This window comes from Geminicoccus roseus DSM 18922, assembly GCF_000427665.1.
Lineage (GTDB): Bacteria > Pseudomonadota > Alphaproteobacteria > Geminicoccales > Geminicoccaceae > Geminicoccus > Geminicoccus roseus.
In genome coordinates this window covers 435277-457248 of record NZ_KE386572.1, presented here as the reverse complement: position 1 = coordinate 457248, position 21972 = coordinate 435277, and the positions used below count along the sequence as shown (strand labels likewise).

Here is a 21972-nt window from a genome sequence, read left to right as displayed (position 1 = left end):
AAGAGGTCGCGGCGATCCGGCAGAGCCGTCGTCGGCGCGATTCCCTTAGGGGCGAGGGCATGGACGGGTCAAATGGCCCGTGGCGCGCCGCCGCGCCCGGCTGGGCGGGAACGGCGCGCCTGCGACGCGATCCCGCTTGCGGAGCCATCCGGCCACCCCGACATTGCGCCGGTGCAGATGGGTGCGAGGAGCAGTGGCAGTGCGGGTGATTGTCCTTGGCGGCGGCGTGATCGGGGTGACCAGCGCCTGGTGGCTGGCCCAGGCGGGCCACGAGGTCGTGGTGCTCGACCGCCAGCAGGGGGCGGCCCTGGAGACCAGCTTCGCCAATGCCGGCGAGGTCTCGCCCGGCTACTCGACCCCCTGGGCCGGGCCGCACGTGCCGCTCAAGGCGATCAAGTGGCTGATGATGAAGCACGGTCCGCTGGTGGTGCGCCCGAAGCTCGACCTGGCGATGTGGCGCTGGATCGCGGCGATGCTGCGCAACTGCACCGAGCGCCGCTACGTCCTGAACAAGAGCCGGATGGTGCGGCTGGCCGAGTACAGCCGCGACGTGCTGGTCCAGCTGCGCGTCGATACCGGCATCAGCTATGACGAGCGTTCCCAGGGCACGCTGCAGCTGTTCCGCACCCAAGCGCAGCTGGACGATATCGGCGATGACGTCGAGGTGCTGCGCCAGGGCGGCGTGCCGTTCGAGGTGCTGGACGCCAAGGGCTGCATCGGCGCCGAGCCGGCGCTGGCCCGCGTCCAGGGCAGGTATGTGGGGGGGCTGCGCCTGCCCGGCGACGAGACCGGCGACTGCCACATCTTCACCACCAGGCTCGCCGCCATGGCGGCCGAGAAGGGCGTGGAGTTCCGCTACAACACCAGGATCGAGGGCATCGAGGCCGAGAACGGCCGGGTAGTGGGGGTGCGCACCCCGGCGGAGCGGGTGTCCGGCGATGCCTACCTGGTGGCGCTGGGCAGCTACTCGCCCCTGCTCCTGCGCCGCCACGGCGTCGACCTGCCGGTGTTCCCGGTGAAGGGCTACTCGATCACCGTGCCGATCGCCGATCCCGGCGGCGCGCCGGAATCCACGGTGATGGACGAGACCTACAAGGTGGCGATCACCCGGCTGGGCGAGCGGATCCGGGTGGGCGGCACCGCCGAGGTGGCCGGCTTCGACCTGGAACTCCGCCCCGCCCGCCAGGCGACCCTGGTGAAGTCGGTGGGCGACATGTTCCCGGACGGCGGCGACTACCACCACGCCAAGTTCTGGTGCGGCCTGCGCCCGATGACCCCGGACGGGCCGCCGGTGATCGGCCGGGCGCGCTACGACAATCTGTGGCTGAACACCGGCCACGGCACGCTCGGCTGGACCATGGCGTGCGGCTCGGCCCGGGTGGTCGCCGACCAGATCTCCGGGCGCCGCCCGGACATCGACACCGCCGACCTGGCGCTGTCGCGCTACGCCTGACCCTGGGCTTGGGCGAAGGCCTGGGACAGCCTGGCGATGTGCTCCGGGCCGATCCCGCAGCAGCCGCCCACCACCGAGGCGCCCGCCGCCACCCAGCGGCGGGCATGGCGCAAATAGCCGTCCGGGTCGGTGTCCTCGCGCAGCCGGCTGAGCGCGGCATTGGCGGCGTCGCGCTCGGGCTTGGGCTCGAAGGCATTGGCGTACACGCCGAGCGGCAGGACGGCGCGCAGCGTGTCGGCCGCCTCCCCGATCGCCAGGTCCATGACCTCGGGCGGGCTGCAGTTGAACAGGAGGGTCTGGGCCCCCAGTGCCCGGGCCTCCGCCGCGGCGCTGGCGACGCTCTCGCCCGAGCGCAGCGTGGCGCGACCGGCGGCCGGCTGGTCGGCCAGGGTGTAGGAGACCCAGAGCGGGCGCGGGTCGTCGCCCAGCGCCTGGCGGACGGCGGCCGCCTCGGCGGCGGAGCCGAGGGTCTCGGCCAGCCAGAAATCGACATGGGGCGAAAGGCCCCGGACCAGCGGGCGCAGCAGTTCGACCGCGCCCTTGGGGTCGAACAGGTCCGGCCGGTAGGAGCCGAACACCGGCGGCAGCGAGCCCGCCACCCGCACCTCGCGGCCGGCGGCGTCGGCCTCGCGCCGGGCGATCCGCCCGGCCAGGTCGGCCAGTTCCTCGGCCTGCGCGTCAAAACGGTCCTGGCCGATATGGAAGGGGACCAGCGCATAGCTGTTGGTGGTGACGATGCCGGCCCCCGCCTCCACGAACGCCCGATGGGCGCGGCCGACAAACTCGGGCGCCTCGATCAGGGCCAGGGCGGACCATTCCGGCTGCCGGAACGGCGCGCCCATCCGCAGGAGCTCGCGGCCCATGCCGCCATCCAGGATCGCCACCTCGCCCGACATCGTCTTGTCCTCCCGCCGCGAACGGACAGGATCGGCGCCCGGGCGCGCCGGAGCAAGCCCGGAACGCGATTCATCGGTGGTGGCGATAGCGCTCGACGGCCTCGACCGCGCTGCGGCCATGACGGACCACGGCGTCGATGTCGACGCGGCGGATCCCCATGTCGAGCAGCACGAAATCGTCCTGGTTGTGCAGGTCGATCACTGCCCGACGGAGCTTGCGCTCTGCCCAGTAGCCAGCGATCCCCCGGGCGATCCCGGCCAGAACGCCTCCCTTGGGCAGTTGCACGGCGGCGATGCCTGCCACGAGGCTCGTACGGTTGGTCATGGTCTTGCTCCCGACTCGATGCCGGGAGAACCATCCCGGCGCGAGGCAGGATCGCCGCTTCGGCCGCAAGGGCGAGTGCTGCCGATCACCTGGCGGCGGTGATGAGGGTCACAAGGGGAGGCGCGGCCTGGATGGTAGGCTGGCGGATGGAACTGGCCCGCCGGCTGCACCGTTCATGCGGGCAGACAGCTTTGGAGCAGGATCCCATGGAAATCCGCAACGACCAGGCCGCCAAGGAGAAGCTGGTCAGCCTGATCAAGGACACCAAGATCGCGATGCTGACCACCCGCCATGCCAACGGCGCCATGCACAGCCGGCCGATGGGCACGGTGGAGGCGGAGTTCGACGGCCATCTCTGGTTCTTCACCGACAACGATGCGGAGATGGTCGAGGACCTGCAGAAGATCCCGGACGTGGCGGTGACCTATGCCGACGAGCACAAGCAGAACTACGTCTCGGTGACCGGCCAGGCCGAGATCCTGCACGACCGCGACAAGGTCAAGCAGCTCTGGTCGGAGATCCTGCGCACCTGGTTCCCCAAGGGGCCGGACGACCCGCGGATCGCCCTGCTCAAGATCAACGTGCACCGCGCCGAGTACTGGGACGCGCCGTCCAGCACCATGCTGCACGCCTATGGCTACGTGAAGGCGCTGACCACCGGCGAGCGCCCGCAGCATGCCGGCGAGAATGTCGGCGTGAGCTTCTGACCCCGGTCCGGCGACCCTTCGTGCGACCGGCCCGCGGGCCGGCCGGCGCGGCTAGAACCGGAACTGCATCCAGGCAGTGAGGAAATTCCCCGAGCGGCCGCCGGCCTCCCTGGTAGCGCTGCCCGGGGTGAACTGGACATAGCTGCCGCCGAACACCAGCTGCTCGGTCGCCTGCCATTCCAGCGAGACGCTGGCCTGCTGGCCGATGAAGCGGCTGTCGCCGCCGGCGGTCCCGGCCACCGGCGACAAAGGCGGGGCATAGAACGCATCGGCCTTGGCCTGCTTCCACAAGGCGTTCCAGCCCAGGTTCATGCTGACCGCCGGGGTGAGCGCCAGGGTCAGGTTGGGCTGGATGTCCAGCAGGTTGGCCGGGGCCACCAGGTTGGCCTCGGAGAAATAGGGCAGCTTGGGGAACAGCGGGTTGAAGGTTTCCAGCCGGTCGTCGCCAAGGTCGCCGTCGCCGCTGATCGCATCGGCGTTGAGGCCCAGGCGCGGTGAGAAGGGCAGGCCCGTGAAGGTGAACCCGGCATTGGACGACAAGGTCCAGGCGCGGATCGAGCCCTGGCCGAACGAGCCGAACTGGAAGGCGCCCTCGACGTTCCAGTCGAAGCCGGCGCGCTCGCCGAACAGCCGGGCGCCGACGGTGTGGCGGTGCTCGGTGCCCGTACCCTGGGCATAGCGGGCACCGTCGCGCTCCAGGCCGAGATAATAGAGGTCGGCCTTCAGGTCCGGCACGCCCGGCACCGGGCCGGTGGCGTAGCTGCCCCAGAACGCCTGGTCCTGGTCGCTGCCGTCGTTGAAGCTGCCGGTTTCCGGCGACACCGGGCGCACCAGGAACACATCGACCCGTCCCGGCTCGCCGGTCCAGGCGGTCCGGATGCCGTCGAAGGCGCGGCGGACATTGGGGCCTTCGCGGACCGAGACCAGCCGTGACGAGCCGAAGCTGATTTCCTGGCGGCCCGCGCGCAGCATCGCCTCGCCGCCCGCCGCCGGCAGGGTCAGTTCGCCAAAGCCCTGGAGCAGGTCGAGCTGGTCCTTCTGGGTGGGGGGCGGGGTACCGTCCCAGCCGCCCACCAGCCCGTTCACCAGCTCGACGAAGGCGCGCCCGTGCGGCCCGAGCCGGAGGTCGCCGAACAGGAGGGCGCGGTGCAGCAGGTAGTCGTTCTTCGGCGGCGAGCGCAGGCCGAATACCGGGTGGCGCGAGGATTCGTAGCGCTCGCGCAGCTCGCCCCCCAGGGTCAGGTACCACGAGCCGTCCGCGTTCAGCGGGATCGCCTTGAGCGCGTCGAGCGGGGCGGAACGGCGCGCCGGGTCGAGCATCGGCGACCAGTTCTCGTCGTAGCGCATGGGCTTCTGGGCCGGTCGTTCCTGGGCGGCCGCCGAACCCGCCAGCAGAAGCGCCAGGCCGAGAACCAGGGAGGCATGGCGGCTGGCATGGGCAAGGGGGATGCTCACCCGCGGACCGGCCGGATCGCCAGGAAATGGCGGACGACCGGCGGCTCCGGGCCCTGGTGCAGGGCCAGCATCTCCTGCTGGATGTCGGCGTCGGCGCGGGAAACGCGCCGGTGCTGGCGCAGGTGCTCGGCCCAGGATTCCACCATGAACCATTCCACCAGCCGGGCGGGATCGGCGGTGTCCTCGGTGATCCCCCAGCCATAGGCGCCGTCGCGGCGGCGCTCCTCGGCCAGGCGATGGATGGCGCGCAGGAAGGCCGGCCGGCTTGCCGGGTCGACCCGGTACTCGATCAGGACCATCACCGGGCCGCGGTCGTGCGGCACCGGTTCCGCCAGGATCGGCTCCGGCCAGTGGCTGGAGGGGGTGAGGTCGCTGTCGCCGGCGGGGATCGGGGTGCGGTGCGCGACCAGGGCCGCCGCCACCAGGCAGGCGGCGCCCACCGCCAGGGTCGGCTGCACGCCCAGGACCTCGGCGACCGCCCCCCAGCCCAGGCTGCCGGCGGTCATCGCGCCGTTGAACACGGTCAGGTAGACGGCCAGGCCCCGGCCGCGCACCCAGTTCGGCAGGATCGCCTGGGCAGCGCCGTTCAGCGTGGTCAGCGCCACGATCCAGGCAGCCCCCAGCAGCAGCAGGATCACCACCGCCGCCCATTGCGGCGGGCCCAGCGCCAGGGCGACCATGACCAGGGCGGTCACGCCGGCGGCGCCCAGCAGCAGCCCGTCCTGGCCGGCCAGGGCGCGCAGGCGCGGCAGCAGCAGCGCACCCAGGATGGCGCCGGCACCCACCGCACCCAGCAGGATGCCGTAGAAGCCGGCATCGCCCCCCAGCACGTTGCGGGCGACCAGCGGCAGGAGGGCCCAGACCGCGCTGGAAAAGGCGAAGAACATCGCCGCGCGCCAGAGCACGACATGCAGCGGCCGGCTGGCGCGGGCATAGCGCAGGCCGGCCCGGAACGCGCCCAGGAACTGCTCGGACAGAGCGTCGTCGGCATGGGGCGGCCGCTTCCACCAGAGCAGGGCGCCGATCACGACCAGGTAGCTCAGCACGTCGGCGCCATAGGTGAGCGCTGCGCCGAAGGCTGCCAGCAGCAGGCCGCCCGCCGCCGGGCCGATCGAGCGGGCGATGTTGATGCCCAGCGAGTTCAGCGCCACGGCGCTCTTCAGCTCGGATTTCGGCACCAGTTCCGGGACGATCGACTGCCAGGTCGGCCCCACCAGGGCAGCGCCGATGCCGCCCAGGAAGGTCAGGCCGACCAGCGAGCCGACGCTCAGCAGGTCATTGTGCGACAACACCATCAGCGTGGCGCTGACCGAGGCCAGGACCAGCTGGAGCGCGATCAGGAACCGGCGGCGGTCGAGGATGTCGGACAGGACCCCGGCCGGGATGGCCAGCAGGAACACCGGCAGGGTGCCGGCCGCCTGGACCAGCGCCACCGCCGCCGGCGAGCCGGACAGGTCGGTGACCAGCCAGGAGCTGGCGACGTCGCGCATGAAGCTGCCGGTGTTGCCCAGCACGGTCGCCATCCACAGCACCGCAAAGGTGGCGTGGCGCAAAGGCGCGAAGCCGGACGTGGCCGGAGCGCTGCCGCCGTTGCGGGTCATCACAGGCGGTCCCCATGGCCGGGCGGCTCGCGCAGGTCGTGCCAGGCGACCAGCACGAAGCCGCCGACCAGGCCCAGATGCTCGAAGAAGCCGTTGGCCACCATCATCCGCTCGGGCGGCACGAACTCCCAGAAGCGGAACGCCAGGAAGGTCGCCAGCAGGGTGAACACGGCCAGGGCCAGCGCCCCCAGCCAGCGCAGGACGCCCGAAAGGATCATCGCCGAGGCGCCCAGTTCCAGAAGGATCACCAGCACGGCGATCGGGCCGGCGGGCGCCAGTCCGAAATGCGCCATCTCGGCCATGGCGCCCGGGAAGTCGACCAGCTTGACGAGCGCGCCCTGCAGGTAGGCGCCGCACAGCGCCAGCAGGGCCAGCCAGTGGATTGCAGGGCGGACCGCCAGGGCCCGGGACCGTGCCGGTGGAGCGACGGTTGCCATCGCTCAGAACGCCCAGCAGGAGCAGCCGAGCGCGCCCCAGAAGCCGGCCTCGTCGCCCGTCGGCACGGAGGCCCGCCAGGCCCTGGCATGCTCGTGGCCGTGCACGCCGCAGGCGCTGTCGCAGGCGCAGGCGAACCTGGTCGTGGCCTGCTGGCCGTCGGCGCGCTGGTAGCCGCCGAAGCGGCGCACCGGCGACCAGTCCGGCATGGCCGGGGGCAGGGGCGGCGCCATGCCGGTGAAGTCGCCGCTGCCGTGGACGATCGCGCCGCCCAGCATGGTCAGGACGCTCTCGATCTCGGCGATCTCGCTGTCCGGCACCGCCAGATAGTCGCGGTCCAGGACCGCCAGGTCGGCCAGCTGGCCGGGGGCGATCTGGCCCTTCTTGCCGACCTCGCCGGAGAACCAGGTGTTGCCATGGGTCCAAAGGGCCAGGGCCGCCTCGCGGTCCAGCAGGTTCTCCTCGGGATAGAGCGCCAGGCCGCCCACGGTCTTGCCGGTGGTCAGCCAGGACAGCGACACCCAGGGATTGTAGCTGGCGACCCGGGTGGCATCGGTGCCGGCGCCGACCTTCAGGCCGGCGGCCAGCATCTTCGCGACCGGCGGCGTCGCCTTGGCCGCCTCGGCGCCGTAGCGCTCCACGAAATACTCGCCCTGGAAGGCCATCCGGTGCTGCACGGCGATGCCGCCGCCCAGGGCCGCGATCCGGTCGATGTTGCGATCCGAGATCGTCTCGGCGTGGTCGAAGAACCAGTTCAACCCCTGCAGCGGGATGTCGCGGTCGACCTTCTCGAACACGTCGAGCGCCCGCTCGATGGTCTGGTCATAGGTGGCGTGCAGCCGCCAGGGCCAGCGGTTCTCGGCCAGGAGGCGGACGACCGGCTCCAGCTCGGCCTCCATCGAGGCCGGCAGGTCCGGGCGCTCGACCCGGAAGTCCTCGAAGTCGGCGGCGCTGTAGACCAGCATCTCGCCGGCCCCGTTGTGACGGTAGAGATCGTCGCCCTGGCCGGGCGTCACCTGCGTCGACCAGCTCTGGAAGTCGGCCAGCTCCTCCTTGGGCTTCTGGGTGAACAGGTTGTAGGCGATCCGCAGGGTGAGCTGGCCGTCCGCGTGCAGCTTCTCGATCACCGCATAGTCGTCGGGATAGTTCTGGTAGCCGCCGCCGGCGTCGATCACCCCGGTGACGCCCAGCCGGTTCATCTCGCGCATGAAGTGGCGGGTGGAGTTGAGCTGGTATTCCGGCGGGAGCTTCGGGCCCTTGGCGAGCGTGGCGTAGAGGATGGTGGCGTTGGGGCTGGCCAGCAGCAGGCCGGTGGGCTCGCCCGACGCGTCCCGCTGGATCTCGCCGCCTGGCGGATCCTGCGTGTCGCGGGTGTAGCCGGCCGCGCGCAGCGCCGCCTGGTTCAGGAGCGCGCGGTCGTAGAGGTGCAGGATGAACACCGGCGTCTCGGGCGCGGCGGCGTTGATCTCTTCCAGGGTCGGCAGGCGCTTTTCCGCGAACTGGTGCTCGGTGAAGCCGCCCACCACCCGCACCCATTGCGGCGGCGGGGTCACCGCGGCCTGCTGCCGGAGCATGTCCATGGCGTCGGCCAGGGAGCGGACGCCGTCCCAGCGCAGCTCCATGTTGTAGTTCAGCCCGCCGCGGATGATGTGCATGTGGCTGTCGATCAGGCCGGGGATCACCCGGCGCGCGCCCAGGTCGACGACCTGGGTGTCCTGGCCGGCCAGCGCCCGGATCTCGGCGGTGCTGCCCACCGCCTGGAACCTGCCTTCGGCGATCGCCACCGCTTCGGGTGCCGGATGTTCCGGGTCCAGGGTGGTGAAGCGGCCGTTCACGAGGATCAGGTCGGCGGTCATGGCAAGAGCCTCGGGCTGGCGGTCGGTGGCGGCGGTGCTGCGGCCACCCAGCGGGATCGTCGCCAGCGCGAGCGCGCCGGCCTGGCGGCGGGTCAGGGGCATGGATCGGTTCCGGAGCTGGGGCGGGAGGGACTGGCGGGCAGGAAGGCAACAGGGCCAGGAGCTTCATCGCGGGCGCCGTTGGCCGGCTCGATATCGGCAACGCCTCCCTTTTCGGCTTGCTCGCCTCATGGCTTGTCGCCGGAGCGTGGCCCAACTCCGATACGGGTTATTGTCTGATCTTGATGCGAACGGTCGCGGCCGATGCAGCGTGCATGGGCATCCTGCCCGCCGACTGCCTCCCCCATGGCCAGGGCGGAGCCTGGGCGGCCTTCCTGGCGCGCCAGCGGCGCGCTTCACGGCTGGCACGGGGCTTGCTGCACCAGGGCCGACCCGCCGGACCGGGCAGCCGCCGCACTTTCCCAATGCTTCTCATGCCCTCAAGCGGCGCTGCGCTGTTTTCGGATCCGGCCCTCCCAAGGCACCCAGCGGAAGGTGGCGACATGGTGGATTGCAAGGCGGTTCTCGCGAACAGGCTGCTGCGGGATTTCAGGCGTCGCGACCTCCTCAAGGGGATCGGCGCCGGCGCCGCCATGGCCGTCGCGGGCGGCCTGATCAAGCCGGCGCCGGCGCAGGCACAGGAAGGCGGGCACATCAAGCTCGCCTGGGTCGACCATGTCGACACGCTCGACCCGCACTTCACCGCCTTCCTGGGTGCGGTCCGGGTCCACAACAACATCTATAACGGCCTGCTCAAGATCGACTATGACGGCGAGCGGGTCAGCTTCGTGCCGGACCTGGCGGAAAGCTGGGAGATCGTCGACGACAAGATCCACGTCTTCAAGCTGCGCGAGGGCGTGGTGTTCCACGACGGCACCCCGTTCGACGCGGAAGTGGTGAAGTGGAACGTCGAGCGGGTAGCCTATGGCGAGCCGGCCTCGCCCCATGCCTGGAAGTACAAGGAGCTGGACCGGATCGAGGTGGTCGGCCCCTACGAGATCCGGCTGGTCTTCAAAAAGCCTTACGCCTTCCTGCCGGTGGCGTTCACCGGCAGCACCGGGCGCGCCGGCACCATGGTGTCGCCGGCCGCGGTCGACAAATACGGCAAGGATTTCGGGCGTAATCCGGTCGGCACCGGCCCGTTCCGGTTCGTGAGCTGGCGCGAGAACGATTCGATCGTGCTGGAAAAGAACCCGGACTATTTCGAGGCGGGCCTGCCCAAGCTCGACGGCGCAACGATCTACCTGATGGGCGAGGCGTCCTCGGCGATCGCGGCGATCATGTCCGGCCAGGTCGACGGCCTGAGCGATTCGCCGGTGCAGTTCGTGGAGCAGCTCAAGGCAGCACCGAACCTGAAGGTGCATGGCGAGATCGAGGGCAACTACGTCTTCGTGGCGATGAACTGCGCCAAGCCGCCGTTCGACGACATCAACCTGCGCAAGGCGGTGGCCTACTGCCTGGACCGCGAGGCGATCATCCGCCAGGCGTTCTTCGGCCAGGGCATTCCCGCCTACACCCCGATCTCCCCGCCGATGTCGGACTTCTACGACAAGGACATCGCGAGTTCCGGCCGGGGCCAGCGCTTCGATCTCGCCAAGGCCAAGGAGTTCCGGGCCAAGGCCAAGGTCCAGGACGTGATCGAGCCGACCTTCATGGTGACCGAGGACGGCACCTACGGCACCCGCCTGGCGCAGACCGTGCTGCCGATGCTGGCCGAGATCGGCATCAACGCCAAGATCGAGCTGATCGAGCGCGCCGCCTGGGTGTCGCGGCGCAATGCCGGGGACTTCGAGCTGTTCGAGGCCAACTGGTGGGCCGACCTCGACCCCGACGAGACGATCTTCCCCGAGTGGCACAGCCAGGGCGCCTGGAACTTCAACAAATGGTCGAACCCGCGCTTCGACGAGCTGGTCGAGCAGGCGCAGGTCGTGCTGGACCCGGTCCAGCGCAAGGCGCTCTATGACGAGGCCTGCGACATCCTGATGGACGAGGCGCCGATCGGCCTCGTCTCGCACATGCCGGTGTTCAAGATCTTCAACCAGAAGGTCCAGGGCTTCCAATACGCGCCGGCGGACAGCCTCGACCTGCACACGGTGAGCCTGGCCTGATGGCCTGGGCCGCCATCGCCAGGGTCGGCCAGACCCTGATGGTGCTCCTGATCGTCTCGGCCGCCAGCTTCGGTCTTCTGAAGCTGGCGCCGGGCGACCCGGTGGAGATCATGCTGGGCAGCGAGTACTCCCCGGAGGCGCATGTCTCGCTCAGCCGCGAGCTCGGCCTCGACCGGCCGGTCCTGGAGCAGTACGGCCGCTGGCTCGGCGACTTCGTGCAGGGCGACTGGGGGATCTCCTATATCGGGCGGGTCCCGATCTTCCAGTACGCCTTCCTGGAGGCGCTGCCGGTCACGCTGACGCTGGCGGCCTCCGCCCTGGTGCTGGCGATCCTGGTGGGGGTGCCGCTGGGCGTCCTTTCGGCGACCCGCAAGGACGGCGTGTGGGACGCGCTGTCCGCGGTGTTCTCCCTGACCGCCACCTCGTTCCCCAGCTTTTACCTGGGCATCCTGCTGATCTGGTTCTTCGGGGTGACGCTCGGCCTGTTCCCGACCATGGGGTTCGTCGCCCCCTGGGAGGACCTCTGGCAGGGCATCGTCCACATGACCCTGCCGGCGGTCACGCTCAGCGTCTATTTCATGGCGATGATCGTGCGGCTGGTGCGCGCCAACCTGATCGAGGTGCTGGAGCAGCCCTACATCGCCGCGGCGCGCGCCCGCGGCGAGCCCTCCTGGCGGGTGGTCTGGGTCCATGGCCTGCGCAACGTGCTGATGCCGCTGGTCACCATCCTGGGCCTGCAGCTGGGAGCCCTCCTGCAGGGCGCGGTCCTGACCGAGACGGTGTACTCCCTGCCGGGCATCGGCCAGATGCTGACCAGCGCCGTGCTGAACCGCGAGTACGGCGTGGTGCAGGCAGGCGTGATGATGACCGCCTGCCTGTTCGTGGTGACCAACCTGCTGGTGGACCTGGCCTATCCCTATCTCGATCCGAGGCTGAGGCCCCGCTGATGGCGCTGAACCTGACCTCCGCCTCCCCGGCCGCCGGCCCGCGGGGCAAGGCTCCTTCCGCAATGCCGCTGCCGGGCAGGCGCTCGCGCCTGGCGGGGCTTGCCGCCCATGCCTGGCACAACCCGTTCTTCCTCCTGGCAGCGCTGGTGGTGGCCGCCTACCTGCTGGCCGCCCTGTTCGCTCCGTGGGTGGCGCCCTATCCGCCCACCGCGCAGGACCCGATGCACTTCATGGCGCCGCCCAACACGGCGCATTGGCTGGGCACCGATTCCTTCGGCCAGGACCTCCTGTCGCGCACGATCCACGGCGCCCGCTACGCGCTGATGATCGGCTTCTTCTCGGTGCTGATCGGGGCGGGGGGCGGGCTGGTGGTGGGGCTTGCCGCCGGCCTTTCCGGGGGTGCGGTCGAATGGCTGCTGATGCGGCTGATCGATGCGGTCCTGGCGCTGCCCTCCCTGATCATGGCGATCGCGTTCATCGCGATCCTGGGCCAGGGGGTCGACAAGGTGATCCTGGCGGTGGGCGTGGCCCTGATCGGGCCGTTCGCGCGCACGGTCCGCGCCGACGTGCTCCAGGTGAAGGCCCAGGCCTTCGTCGAGGCGGCCGGGCTGATGGGCGTGCGGCGGATGGCGGTGATCTGGCGGCACATCCTGCCGAACGTGGTGTTCCCGCTGGCGGTCCAGGCGACCATCCGGATCAGCTACGCGATCCTGGTGTCGTCGGGGCTGTCCTTCCTGGGCATCGGCGTGGCGCCGCCCACGCCCGACTGGGGGCTGATGATCGCCGAGGGGCGCAGCTTCGTGAGCTTCGCCCCCTGGATCGCTGGCGTGCCCGGCTCGGCCCTGGCGATCCTGCTGATCGCGCTGAGCGTGGTCGGCGACGGGGTGCGCGAGCAGTTCGACCCGAAACTCCGCAAGCAGGGATGAGTGCCATGGCCACCGTACTGGCGCCCCCGGCCCCCGCTCCAGCGCCGGCCGTGGAGCAGCCGCCGCTGCTTTGCGTGGACCAGCTCTCGCTCAGCCGGGGCGACCGGCTGATCCTGGACGAGGTCGCCTTCACCCTGCGCTCCGGCGCGACCCTGGGCCTGGTCGGCGAATCCGGGGCGGGCAAGTCCACCATCGCTCTTGCCCTGATCGGGCTTTTGCGCCGGCCGGAGGTCGGGCTGGAGGGGCGGGTCCTGCTGGACGGGTCGGAGGACCTGGTTTCCCTGTCGGAGAAGGACTGGCGCCGGCTGCGCGGCCAGCGGATCGCGATGATCTTCCAGGACGCCTCCTCGGCGCTCAACCCCTGCTTCACGATCGGCAGCCAGCTCACCACGCCGCTCCGGCGCCTGCTCGGCATGGACAAGGCGGCGGCGCACGCCCGGGCGGTCGAGCTGCTGCTAAGCGTCGGGCTGAACGACGCGGAGCGGCGGCTGGACGCCTACCCGCACCAGCTCTCGGGCGGGATGCAGCAGCGGGTGATGATCGCGATCGCCCTCTCGTCCAACCCCGACCTGCTCCTGGCCGACGAGCCGACCAGCGCCCTGGACGTCACCATCCAGGCCCAGATCATCCGGCTGATCCTGGACGAGACCCGCAGGCGCAAGGCCAGCTGCATCTTCGTGCTGCACGACCTGGCGCTGGCCAGCCAGGCTTGCGACGAGATCGTGGTGCTCTATGGCGGCCAGGTGGTGGAGGCGGGGCCCAGCGAGGTGGTGCTGCGCCGGCCGATGCATCCCTACACCCAGGGGCTCAAGGCCTGCGTGCTGGAACTCGACAGCGAGGAGCTGCGCCCGCTGCCCGGCGGCGCGCCGTCGTTCGCCGCCGGACGGCCCGGCTGCCGGTTCGCGCCCCGCTGCGCCCGCGCCCTGGACCGCTGCGCCGCCGAGAAGCCGCCTTTGAAGGTGGTGGACGGACGGCGGCTCGCCTGCTGGAACCCCGCATGACCGAACGTCCCGAGCTGTTCCGCCTTCTCGACGTGGAGAAGGCCTACGATGTCGGGCGCGGTCCCGGCACGCTGTTCCGGGCCGGCGCGCACCGGCGCCTGGCGGCCCTGGACGGGGTGCGGCTGGCGCTGCATGCCGGCGAGAGCCTGGCGCTGGTGGGGGAGAGCGGTTCCGGCAAGACCACGCTCCTGCGCGTGCTGCTCGGGCTGACCCGCCCGACCGACGGGCGCGCGCTGTTCCGCAACAAGGAGATCGGCGCGCTGGAGGGTGCCGACAAGGTGCGCTTCCACCGCGAGGTGGCGATGATCTACCAGGATGCCCGCGCTTCCTTGAACCCGCGCATGAACATCCTGAATCTGGTGGCCGAGCCACTGGACCATCATGGCCTGTGCGCGCCGCACGAGCGCTCGGCTCGGGTGGCGGCGCTCCTGGAGCGGGTCGGGCTGCCGCCGGAGATGATGGACCGCTACACCAGCGCGCTGTCCGGCGGGCAGGTGCGCCGGGTGGCGATCGCCCGCGCCCTGGCCTCGCAGCCGGCGGTGCTGGTGGCGGATGAGGCGGTCTCCGGCCTGGACGTGTCCACCCAGGCCCAGCTCCTGGAACTGCTGCGCGGCCTGCAGCGGGAGATGGGCCTCAGCCTGATGTTCATCACCCACGACCTGGGCGTGGCGTCCTATCTGTGCGACCGGATCGCGGTGATGTATCTCGGCCGGATCGTGGAGACGGGGGCCACCCGCGAGGTGCTCAAAGCCCCGGCCCATCCCTATACCCGTGCGCTCCTCAACGCCTCGCCGCAGTTCTTCCAGCCGATCGCCGAGCCGTTGCCGGGCGAGGTGCCAAGCCCGATCGACCTGCCGCCCGGCTGCCGGTTCGCCGGACGCTGCGCGCTGGCAAAGGCGGATTGCCGGGTGCAGGATCCCGTCCTGGCGAACTGGAGCCCGAGCCGGGCGTTCGCCTGCCTCCACCCGCTGATCGAGCGCCTGCCGGCCGGTGCGCCGCATTGATCGAGCGCCCGTTGCACGGCATTTCCCAAGACCGGGCCAGCACCGGCCCGCTTCGCTGCGCTGCCAAAGGATGAGCTGCATGAGAGACCTGTTCCGCCCCGGCCGCAGCCCGGTGCTCGCGCCCAACGCCGCCATCGCGACCTCGCATCCACTGGCGACCGCGGCGGGCCTGGCCGTGCTGCACGACGGCGGCAACGCGGTGGACGCGGCGCTGGCGGCGGTCGCGGTGCAGTGCGTGGTGGAACCGCACATGACCGGGATCGGCGGCGACTGCTTCGCGCTCTATGCGCCGGCCGGCGGCGAGGTGGTCGCGATCAACGGCAGCGGCCGGGCCCCGGCGGCGGCCAGCGCCGCGCGGCTGCGCGACCTGGGCTTGAGTGAGATCGGCCAGACCAGCCCGCATGCGGTGACGGTGCCGGGTGCGGTCTCGGCCTGGATGAAGCTGCACGGCGACCATGGCAGCCTGCCGCTCGACCGGCTGTTCCAGGACGCGATCGGTTATGCCGAGAACGGCTATCCGATCAGCCCGCGCGTGTTCCACGACTGGCAGGCCGCAGCCCCCCTCCTGGCGCAGGACGAGGGCTCGGCGAAAGCGTATCTGGTCGACGGCGAGGCGCCGGCGATGGGGGCGATGCACGCCCAGCCCAAGCTGGGGGCGCGGCTGCGCGAGATCGCGCAACACGGTGCCAGTGCCTTCTATACCGGGGCGGTCGCCGAATCGCTGGTGGCGCGGCTCCAGGCGCTTGGTGGGCTGCACACGCTGGACGACTTCGCCGCCGGGCAGGACAGCGCTATCTACGTGACCCCGATCTCGACCGGGTATCGCGGCTACGAGGTGCTCGAGTGCCCGCCGAACGGCCAGGGCGTGGCGGCCCTGATGATCCTGAACATCCTGGCCGGCTTCGAGCTGCCGGAAGGGCTCAGCCTGGCCGAGCGCATCCACCTGCATGCCGAGGCGGCCAAGCTCGCCTACCACCATCGCGACCACCTGATCGCCGACCCGGCGCACCTGCCGCATCCGGTGGAGACGCTCCTGTCGGCGGAGACTACCGCCAGCCTGCAAAAGCGGCTCTCCCGCGAGCAGGCGAAGCCGGCGACGCTCTGGACGGAGCCCGAGCACCAGGACACCATCTATCTCTGCGTGGTCGACCAGGACGGCAACGCGATCTCGTTCATCAACTCGATCTTCCACAGCTTCGGCTCGACCCGGCACGACCCGGGCACCGGCGTGCTCCTGCACAGCCGCGGCGCGTCGTTCCGGCTGACCGAGGGGCATCCCAATGCGATCGGGCCGATGAAGCGGCCGATGCACACGATCATTCCGGGCATGCTGCGCAAGGACGGCCAGACGGTGATGCCGTTCGGGGTGATGGGCGGCCACTACCAGGCGGCCGGCCAAGCGGCGCTGCTCTCCGGCATGCTCGACCGCGGCATGGACGTGCAGGCGGCGATCGACGCGCCGCGCAGCTTCTCGTTCGACGGCGTGCTGGAGGTGGAGCCGACGGTGGACGGGGCGACCCGGGAGCGGCTTTCCGCGATGGGTCACCGGGTCGAGGTCGCCAGCTCGCCGATCGGCGGCGCCCAGGCGATCTGGATCGACCGGTCGACCGGCACCCTGTGGGGTGGCTCCGACCCGCGCAAGGACGGGATGGCCGCGGGCTTCTGAGGGGAGCAAGCGCGCGCTCAGGCGGCTTCCGCCAGCTGCCTGAGCCTTTCCTGGCGGCAAGGCCCCGATCGCTCTAGGTGGCGGGGAGCAGCGCCCCGTCCTCCGCCCGCCAGTGCAGGCGCACCGGATCGCCCTCGGCCAGGCCGGCCAGGGCACGCGGCGGGGCATAGGCGGACACCGGCCCCACGCCTGGCACCTCCACCTCGCACAAGGTGCGGTCGCCGAAATAGGTGCGCACCAGGACGCGGCCGGGCAGCTCGTTCCAGCCGGGAGCCGGGGGCTCGGCGGCCAGGACCAAGTTTTCCGGGCGAAGCATCAGCGCCAGGCCGTCCTGCCGGTCCGGCAGCGGCCCGGCAAAGCGGCAGGCCGCACCGCCGATCTCCAGTTCCGCGCCACCCTCGGCGCGCCGCATCCGCTCCACCGGCAGGAAGTTGCTGCGGCCCAGGAACGAGGCGACGAAGCGGTTGTCCGGCCGCTCGTACAGATCGTCCGGGGCACCCACCTGCATCAGCTGGCCGTGGTCCATCACGGCGACCCGGTCGGACATGGTCATCGCCTCGTCCTGGTCGTGGGTCACGTAGATGAAGGTCGTGCCGAGCTGGCGGTGGATGCGGCGCAGTTCGGTCTGCAGGTCGCCGCGCAGCTTGCGGTCCAGCGCGCTCATCGGCTCGTCCAGCAGCAAAAGGTCCGGCTCGAACGCGAGCGCCCGGGCCAGCGCCACCCGCTGCTGCTGGCCGCCGGACAGTTCGGCCGGGCGGCGCTGCGCCAGGTGCCCCAGCTGCACCATGTCCAGCATCTCCTGGACCCGGTCCTTGATCCGCTGGCGCGACCAGCGGCGGACCTTGAGCGGGAAGGCGACGTTGCCGGCCACGGTCATGTGCGGGAACAGGGCGTAGCCCTGGAACACCAGCCCGAAGGTGCGCCGCTCGGCCGGCAGCCGGGTGATGTCGGTGGCGCCCAAGAGGAGTCGGCCGGCAGAGCAGCGCTCGAAGCCGGCCAGCACCTTGAGCAGGGTGGTCTTGCCGGAGCCGGAGGGGCCCAGAAGGGTCAGAAAGCAGCCGCGCTCGATCTCCAGCGAAACGTCGCGCAGGACCTGGTGGCGGCCGTAATGCTTGCTCAAGCCCTGCAGCAGCAGCCGGTCGTGGCTGGTCATGGCCTTGCCTCCGGATGGCGGTCGAGGCGGCGGCGCAGGCGGTCGGTCCAGCGATAGGCGGTGCCGACCAGCGGCAGGAACCAGGGCCGGCCGCGATAGCCCGGCATGGTCGGGAACGGCACGCTGCCGAGCCCGCCCATCTCCTTGCCGTCCGCCAGCATCGAGCGGGCGGCGCGGTCGCCCAGATAGCTCAGCATCGGCACGCCGCTGCCGTTGCAGCCGCAGGCGAAATAGACGCCGTCATGCTGGCCGAAATGGGGCAGCCAGTCGAAGGCGAAGGCGACGTTGCCGTACCAGGCATGGGTCAGCCGGACCTTGGCCAGCTGCGGGAACACCCCGGTCAGGAACTGGTGGAGCGTGACGGCGCTGGTGCGCGCGTCGACGTCCTGGAAGCTGGCGCGGCCGCCGAACAGGATGCGGCGGCGGTCGGGGGAGTTGCGGTAGTAGTAGAGGATCCGCTTGGTGTCGGCCAAGGGCCGCCCGCCCGGGATCAATTCGGCGACGTTCGGCAGTTCCTCGGTGGCGATGATGTAGCTGCGGACCGGGATCAGCCGGTGCTGGATCCAGGGCGTGGCGGCACCGCTGTAGCCGTTGGTCATCACCATGATTCGCCGGCAGTCGATGGCGCCGTCGTTGACCCTGGCGGTGAAGCGGTCGCCCTTGCGCTCCACGCCGTGGAACTCGGCCTGGGAGACCAGCTTCACGCCGAGACGCTCCGCTGCTGCGCGCAGCCCGGCATGGTAGAGCCCGGGGTGGAGTTGGCCGGCGGCGCCATAGACATAGCCGCCGGCATAGATGGAGGTGGCGAGCTCGGTGCGGACCTGGTCGCGCGGCACCAGCCGGTTGCGGGCCTGCTCCTCCGGCGGGGCGGCGGCGTGCTCGGCCTCGAAGGCGCGATAATCGGCGCTGGTATGCGCGCCCACGAAGATGCCGCGCTCCTCCAGGTGGCAGGCGATCCCCAAGCGCCTGATCCGGTCGGTGATGAACGGGACCACCGCCTGGAAGTCGGCGGCGATCTCGGCGGCGCGCGTCTCGCCGAAGCGGCGGACCAGGGCCTGCCGCGACTGCTTGGAGCCGCCGCTCAGCTGGCCGCCGTTGCGGGTGCTCGCACCCTCGCCGATCAGGCCGCGGTCGATCACGGTCACCGCGACCCCGGCCTGCGCCAGGGTGATCGCCGCGTTCAAACCGGCCAGGCCGGAGCCCACGATCAGGCAGTCGGTGTCGCCAAGCGCGGATGACGGCAGCCCGGCGCGCGGCGGCGCGTCCGCCCACCAGTAGGGGGTCTCGGTGAAACCGTCGGCGAACAGGCTCATCGCGTTTCCGTTGCATTCAAGGGGGCCGCCCGGCGCGGCCGTCCCAGCCAGCCAAGGGCGGCCAGGAACAGGGCGGAGGTGAAGGTCAGCACGACCGCCACGGCGACGATGGTCGGCTGCAGCTTGTCGCGCAGGCTGCCGAACAGGACGACCGGCAGGGTGGTGCTTTCCGGGCTGGAAAGGAACAGCGCGATGATGACCTCGTCGAACGAGGTCATGAACGCGAAGATCGCCCCGGTCCAGAAGCCCGGCAGCGCCAGGGGGAAGGTGACCGCCCAGAACCGGTACCAGCGCGAGGCGCCCATGGACTGGGCGGCCATCTCCAGGTTCGGGTCGATGCCGCGCAGGGTGGAGGCCACCGAGACGAACACCAGGGGGAAGCCCAGCAGGGCATGGGCCAGCATGATCGAGAGCGGGTGGCCGGCCAGGCCCGCCCGGGCGAACAGGAAGAACAGGCCGACGGCCAGCACCACCGAGGGCACCACCAGCGGCGACACGAACAGGGCGCCCACCACGATCCGCCATGCGGCGGGCACGGCATGGAGGCCCACCGCGGCGAGCCCGCCCAGCAGCAGCGAGATCGCCATGGCGCCGAGCGCGATCTTCACGCTGTTGCCCAGCGCCATCATCCAGGGCGGCGTCTCCAGCAGCACCGCGAACCAGCGCAGCGACAGCCCGTCCAGCGGATAGCTCAGGAACGAGCCGCTGTTGAAGGCCAGCGGGATCACCGCCAGGATCGGCGCCAGCAGGAACAGCACCGCGCCGGTGACCAGGACGGCGTGCAGGATCCGCCCGATCATGCCGGCTTCCCCCGGCCACCCCAGGCCAGGCGCGCCAGGCCAGCCACGGCCAGGCCCAGCAGCACGGACGCCAGCAGCACCACGCTCAGGGTCGAGGCCATGCCCCAGTTGAGCTGCTTCAGCATGAAGTCGGCGATGTAGTAGGACAGGAGCTGGTCGCCCGGGCTGCCGACCAGGGCCGGGGTGATGTAGAAGCCCAGCGACAGGATGAACACGGTGCCCGCTCCCACCAGGATGCCGCGGGTGGTCTGCGGCAGGTAGACCCGCAGGAACGTCTCGACCGGCCCGGCCCCCAGCGAGCGGGCGGCGTCGCGCTGCTGGGCGGGAATCTGCCGCATGTTGTTGAGCAGGGGCAGCACCGCGAACGGCAGCAGGACATGGACCATGGCCAAAAGGGTGCCCAGGCGGTTGAAGATCAGCTGTACCGGCTCCCGTACCAGGCCCAGCGCCATCAGCGCCTCGTTGATCAGCCCCTCGCGCTGCAGCAGCACCACCCAGGCGGTGCTGCGCACCAGGATCGACATCCAGAAGCTGAGCAGCACGGCACCCAAAAGCGCCGCCCGCAGCCAGGGCTGGCCGTTGGCGATGGCATAGGCCAGGGGATATGCCACCAGGCAGGCGATCACCGCGACCTGCAGGCTGATCCAGAAGGTGCGCAGGAGGATGTGCAGGTAGACCGCACCGTTCGGGTCGAACTGCCAGCCGCCGGCCGGATCGCGGTCCAGGCCGATCGCGGTGGCGTAGTGGCGCAGGGTGAGGGGGGCGGCGTTCTCGGCCAGGGCCTGCCAGAAGACCGGCTCGTCCCATTTCGGGTCGATGGCGCGCAGGTCGGCCAGGCCCGTGACCTCGATGTCGTCCAGGGCGCGGCTGGTCTTGATCAGCAGGCTGCGCAGGCCAGGGGCGTCCAGGTTGAGCAGCCGCGCCAGCTCGCCCAGGCTGCGCCGGTCGGCGGCCTTGAGGTCCTGCGCCAGCGCCGCGGCGGCGGCGTCGCTGGCGGGGCCCGCCTCGTCCATCGCCGCCGCCGTGGCCGGCAGGCTGTCATGGATCGCCGAGTTGTCGACGCTCAGCACCGCCACGCTGCCCAGCGGCACCAGATAGAGGAACGCCAGGTAGGCGACCGGCAGCACCACCAGGAGCAGGGTGACGACGAGGTGCGACGCGCGGGACATCCGGGCTCCGTCTCAGTCCACTTGTACGATGATCGGGGCGGGGCCGAAGCCCCGCCCCGGCCGGATCACTGCGCGATCCAGGCGTTCCAGCGCTCGGTGATCCGGTCGACATTGTCGGCCCAGAACTGCTCGTCGATGAACAGCGCGCTCTCCATGTTGTCGCCGGCCGGCAGCATCTCGCTCTTGGCCGGATCCAGCCGCTCGATCGCTTCCTTGTTGGTCGGCCCATAGGGGATGCGGGTCGGGAACTCCGTCTGCGGCTCCGCGGTGTTGGCGAACTTGATGAACTCCATGGCGAGTTCCTTGTTCGGCGTGTCGGCCACGATCGCCCAGGAATCCATGCTGTAGGTGTGGTCGTTCCAGACGAAGGCCAGGTCGCGGCCCTCCTCGCGGGCGAGCGCGATCCGGCCGTTATAGGCGGTGCTCATCACCACGTCGCCCGCCGCCAGCCATTCCACCGGCTGGGCGCCGGCCTCCCAGAACTGGATGTGCGGCTTCAGCTCGTCCATCTTGGCGAACGCCCGGTCCAGGCCCTCGGGCGTGCCCAGCACCTCGTAGACCTGGTCGAGCGGCACGCCGTCGGCGATCAGGGCCAGCTCCAGCGTGCTCTTCGGGATCCCGCGCAGGCCGCGCTTGCCCGGCCATTTCTCGACGTTCCAGAAGTCGGCATAGTCCTTGGGCGCGTCGGTCACCCGCGCCGGGTCGTAGGCGAAGCCGGTCGAGACCACGACGTTGCCGGCGCCGCAGGGATGGACCGCCTGCTCCACCAGCTTGTCCTCGCCGCCGACGGCGTCCCAGTCCAGCTCCTCCAGCAGGCCCTCGTCGCAGCCGACGATCAGGTCGCTGCGCTCGATCATCAGCACGTCCCAGGTGACGTTGCCGGTCTCGACCATCGCCTTGATCTGGGCGAGGCCGCCCAGATAGGTCTCCTCCAGCACCCGGATGCCGCCCTGCTGCTCGGCGAACGGGGTGAAGTACACGTCGCGCTGGGCGTCCTGGTAGTTGCCGCCCCAGGACGCGACGGTGAAGTCGCGGGCATCCGCCTGGCCCGGCAGCGCCGCGGTCGCCAGAAGGCCCAGCCCGGCGATCAGGCTCCTTGTTTGCATCGACATCTGTTG

General features: G+C 70.8%; 19 protein-coding genes. 8 read left to right on the top strand and 11 right to left on the bottom strand.

Features of this window, described 5'->3' with window-relative positions; all coding sequences use genetic code 11:
* Positions 1 to 199 precede the first annotated feature (199 nt).
* Entirely contained in the window at positions 200 to 1453 is a 1254-nt protein-coding gene (locus GEMRO_RS0103525; RefSeq protein ID WP_027132908.1) for a D-amino acid dehydrogenase, read from the top strand.
* On the opposite strand, the gene GEMRO_RS0103520 is transcribed toward GEMRO_RS0103525, so the two are convergent.
* Together GEMRO_RS0103520 and GEMRO_RS0103515 are read right to left on the bottom strand one after the other, a co-directional pair.
* The gene (locus tag GEMRO_RS0103520) at positions 1444 to 2349 is read right to left on the bottom strand and encodes a homocysteine S-methyltransferase family protein (RefSeq protein WP_027132907.1); all 906 of its coding nucleotides are present in this window, start codon (positions 2347 to 2349) and stop codon (positions 1444 to 1446) included. The genes GEMRO_RS0103525 and GEMRO_RS0103520 overlap by 10 nt on opposite strands.
* A 70-nt stretch (positions 2350 to 2419) precedes the next feature.
* Positions 2420 to 2674: a hypothetical protein gene (locus tag GEMRO_RS0103515; protein WP_027132906.1), complete on the bottom strand. Its 255-nt coding sequence runs from the start codon at positions 2672 to 2674 to the stop codon at positions 2420 to 2422.
* A gap of 206 nt (positions 2675 to 2880) precedes the next feature.
* Here GEMRO_RS0103515 and GEMRO_RS0103510 point away from each other — a divergent pair, with 206 nt between their 5' ends.
* The gene (locus GEMRO_RS0103510) at positions 2881 to 3381 is read left to right on the top strand and encodes a pyridoxamine 5'-phosphate oxidase family protein (protein ID WP_027132905.1); all 501 of its coding nucleotides are present in this window, start codon (positions 2881 to 2883) and stop codon (positions 3379 to 3381) included.
* A gap of 51 nt (positions 3382 to 3432) precedes the next feature.
* Here the strand turns inward: GEMRO_RS0103510 and GEMRO_RS0103505 are convergent, their stop codons facing one another.
* The 4 genes from GEMRO_RS0103505 to GEMRO_RS0103490 are packed head-to-tail and all read right to left on the bottom strand — an operon-like array spanning position 3433 to position 8830.
* The gene (locus GEMRO_RS0103505; RefSeq protein ID WP_027132904.1) at positions 3433 to 4836 is read right to left on the bottom strand and encodes an alginate export family protein; all 1404 of its coding nucleotides are present in this window, start codon (positions 4834 to 4836) and stop codon (positions 3433 to 3435) included.
* Positions 4833 to 6437, bottom strand: coding sequence for an MFS transporter (locus tag GEMRO_RS0103500; RefSeq protein WP_035484680.1), 1605 nt, complete (start codon positions 6435 to 6437; stop codon positions 4833 to 4835). Before GEMRO_RS0103500 ends, GEMRO_RS0103505 begins: the two co-directional genes overlap by 4 nt.
* Positions 6437 to 6874, bottom strand: coding sequence for a DoxX family protein (locus tag GEMRO_RS0103495; RefSeq protein WP_051328645.1), 438 nt, complete (start codon positions 6872 to 6874; stop codon positions 6437 to 6439). The genes GEMRO_RS0103500 and GEMRO_RS0103495 overlap by 1 nt, the downstream gene beginning before the upstream one ends.
* A gap of 3 nt (positions 6875 to 6877) precedes the next feature.
* A complete protein-coding gene (locus tag GEMRO_RS0103490) occupies positions 6878 to 8830 on the bottom strand; it encodes an amidohydrolase (protein ID WP_035484678.1) in 1953 nt (650 codons plus the stop codon).
* 440 nt (positions 8831 to 9270) lie between these two features.
* Here GEMRO_RS0103490 and GEMRO_RS0103485 point away from each other — a divergent pair, with 440 nt between their 5' ends.
* The 6 genes from GEMRO_RS0103485 (at position 9271) to ggt (ending at position 16419) form a co-directional block, all read left to right on the top strand.
* The gene (locus tag GEMRO_RS0103485; RefSeq protein ID WP_027132900.1) at positions 9271 to 10875 is read left to right on the top strand and encodes an ABC transporter substrate-binding protein; all 1605 of its coding nucleotides are present in this window, start codon (positions 9271 to 9273) and stop codon (positions 10873 to 10875) included.
* Positions 10875 to 11822 carry an ABC transporter permease gene (locus tag GEMRO_RS0103480; RefSeq protein WP_027132899.1) on the top strand — a complete coding sequence of 316 codons (948 nt, stop codon included), beginning with the start codon at positions 10875 to 10877 and terminating at the stop codon, positions 11820 to 11822. The genes GEMRO_RS0103485 and GEMRO_RS0103480 overlap by 1 nt, the downstream gene beginning before the upstream one ends.
* A complete protein-coding gene (locus GEMRO_RS27345; RefSeq protein WP_035484676.1) occupies positions 11822 to 12748 on the top strand; it encodes an ABC transporter permease in 927 nt (308 codons plus the stop codon). Before GEMRO_RS0103480 ends, GEMRO_RS27345 begins: the two co-directional genes overlap by 1 nt.
* 5 nt (positions 12749 to 12753) lie before the next feature.
* Complete coding sequence (locus GEMRO_RS0103470; protein WP_051328644.1) at positions 12754 to 13749, top strand: ABC transporter ATP-binding protein; 996 nt, start codon at positions 12754 to 12756, stop codon at positions 13747 to 13749.
* Positions 13746 to 14753 carry an ABC transporter ATP-binding protein gene (locus tag GEMRO_RS0103465; RefSeq protein ID WP_027132897.1) on the top strand — a complete coding sequence of 336 codons (1008 nt, stop codon included), beginning with the start codon at positions 13746 to 13748 and terminating at the stop codon, positions 14751 to 14753. The genes GEMRO_RS0103470 and GEMRO_RS0103465 overlap by 4 nt, the downstream gene beginning before the upstream one ends.
* Before the next feature lie 79 nt (positions 14754 to 14832).
* Entirely contained in the window at positions 14833 to 16419 is a 1587-nt protein-coding gene (gene ggt / locus GEMRO_RS0103460; protein WP_027132896.1) for a gamma-glutamyltransferase, read from the top strand.
* Between the two features lie 73 nt (positions 16420 to 16492).
* On the opposite strand, the gene GEMRO_RS0103455 is transcribed toward ggt, so the two are convergent.
* The 5 genes from GEMRO_RS0103455 to GEMRO_RS0103435 all read right to left on the bottom strand — a co-directional run bounded on the left by GEMRO_RS0103455 (position 16493) and on the right by GEMRO_RS0103435 (position 21960).
* On the bottom strand, positions 16493 to 17572 hold the full coding sequence (locus GEMRO_RS0103455) for an ABC transporter ATP-binding protein (RefSeq protein ID WP_027132895.1): 1080 nt from the start codon (positions 17570 to 17572) through the stop codon (positions 16493 to 16495).
* On the bottom strand, positions 17569 to 18885 hold the full coding sequence (locus GEMRO_RS27340; RefSeq protein ID WP_035484675.1) for an NAD(P)/FAD-dependent oxidoreductase: 1317 nt from the start codon (positions 18883 to 18885) through the stop codon (positions 17569 to 17571). The genes GEMRO_RS0103455 and GEMRO_RS27340 overlap by 4 nt, the downstream gene beginning before the upstream one ends.
* On the bottom strand, positions 18882 to 19685 hold the full coding sequence (locus GEMRO_RS27335; protein ID WP_051328643.1) for an ABC transporter permease: 804 nt from the start codon (positions 19683 to 19685) through the stop codon (positions 18882 to 18884). The genes GEMRO_RS27340 and GEMRO_RS27335 overlap by 4 nt, the downstream gene beginning before the upstream one ends.
* Positions 19682 to 20854 carry an ABC transporter permease gene (locus GEMRO_RS27330; RefSeq protein WP_051328642.1) on the bottom strand — a complete coding sequence of 391 codons (1173 nt, stop codon included), beginning with the start codon at positions 20852 to 20854 and terminating at the stop codon, positions 19682 to 19684. The genes GEMRO_RS27335 and GEMRO_RS27330 overlap by 4 nt, the downstream gene beginning before the upstream one ends.
* Before the next feature lie 65 nt (positions 20855 to 20919).
* The gene (locus GEMRO_RS0103435) at positions 20920 to 21960 is read right to left on the bottom strand and encodes an ABC transporter substrate-binding protein (RefSeq protein ID WP_027132894.1); all 1041 of its coding nucleotides are present in this window, start codon (positions 21958 to 21960) and stop codon (positions 20920 to 20922) included.
* Between the last annotated feature and the right edge of the window lie 12 nt (positions 21961 to 21972).